Source organism: Paenibacillus foliorum (genome assembly GCF_013141765.1).
Lineage (GTDB): Bacteria > Bacillota > Bacilli > Paenibacillales > NBRC-103111 > Paenibacillus_S > Paenibacillus_S foliorum.
Window position 1 is genome coordinate 1 of sequence record NZ_WHOD01000104.1, and the last position, 1,226, is coordinate 1,226.

Genomic DNA, 1,226 nt, shown 5'->3' on the forward strand with positions numbered 1-1,226 from the left:
GTTTCTCCGAGCTGGAATTGGTCGCCCGCGCTAGAACCTGCCGCCATACTGTCTGTCTGATTTGCAATCAGAATTTCGCGGAGTATCAATTGCAGCGGAAACAGCTCCCTATCCTTAATGAATATCGAAGAGTAGAACCATCCGTTCCACTTATCAACCGCATAGTACAAGATCATTACTGCGATAACCGGCATCGACAACGGCAGGATGATACGGAACAAAATGGTGAAATGGTTAGCTCCATCGATCTTCGCCGATTCCTCAAGGCTGTCCGGTACAGACATGAAAGCAGTCCGCATGATAATTAGATTAAAAGTGCTGATTGCAAACGGAATGATTGGTGCCCATAACGAGTCGATCAGTCCAACGCCTTTGACGACCAGATACATGGGAATCAAGCCGCCGTTGAAAAACATGGTAAGCACAATAACGAAAATGAATACTTTGTTCCACATCACATTTTTACGGGATAACACATAAGCTCCCAAAGCAGTCATGAACAAATTAAGGGTAACTCCCATGACTACAATAAAGAGAGTATTTCGGTATCCTGTTAATATACCGGGATTTTTAAATACACTTTTGTAAGCCTCAATACTAAATCCAAGCGGTCTATACAGCAGACCTTTGTGTGTAATTAGCTGATTAGCGTCACTGATGGATGCGAAGGCCACATAGAGCAGCGGATAAAGCGTGACTATTACTAAGGCTGTCAGTAATGCATATATCAATACATCAAATGATTTACTCGATACGCTTTGATCTTTCGTCATGACATGAGTCCCTCCTTTACTTTACCACAGGCTGCTTTCATTCACCTTGCGGCTTATATAGTTAGCTGTAATTAACAGAATCAGGTTGATCACGGAATTGAATATCCCGACAGCTGAGCTGTAGCTCCAACCAAACTCCAGCAAACCTTTCCGGTACACGAAGGAGGAGATGACATCTGCCGTCTCGTAAGTAACCGGATTGTAAAGCAGGATGATTTTCTCAAAGCCTACATTTAATAGATTACCCATACGCAGAATGAACATGATAGCGATAGTCGGCATAATTCCCGGCAAAGTGATATTAAGAATTTGTTTCCAGCGGTTGGCTCCATCCATACGAGCAGCCTCATACTGCTCTTGATCAATGCCCATCAAAGCCGCGATATAAATAATCGACTCCCAGCCGATCTTTTGCCAAATTTCAGAAATAATATAAACGCTTCGGAATAACTC

2 protein-coding genes are annotated in these 1,226 nt (G+C 43.0%); both read right to left on the bottom strand.

The window, feature by feature from the left end; all coding sequences use genetic code 11:
• The coding region (locus GC093_RS27700; RefSeq protein WP_171655173.1) for a carbohydrate ABC transporter permease at positions 1 to 773 on the bottom strand (773 nt) is incomplete at its 3' end.
• 21 nt (positions 774 to 794) lie between these two features.
• Positions 795 to 1,226, bottom strand: a 432-nt coding sequence (locus GC093_RS27705; RefSeq protein ID WP_171655174.1) for an ABC transporter permease subunit, incomplete at its 5' end; no start/stop codon positions are given.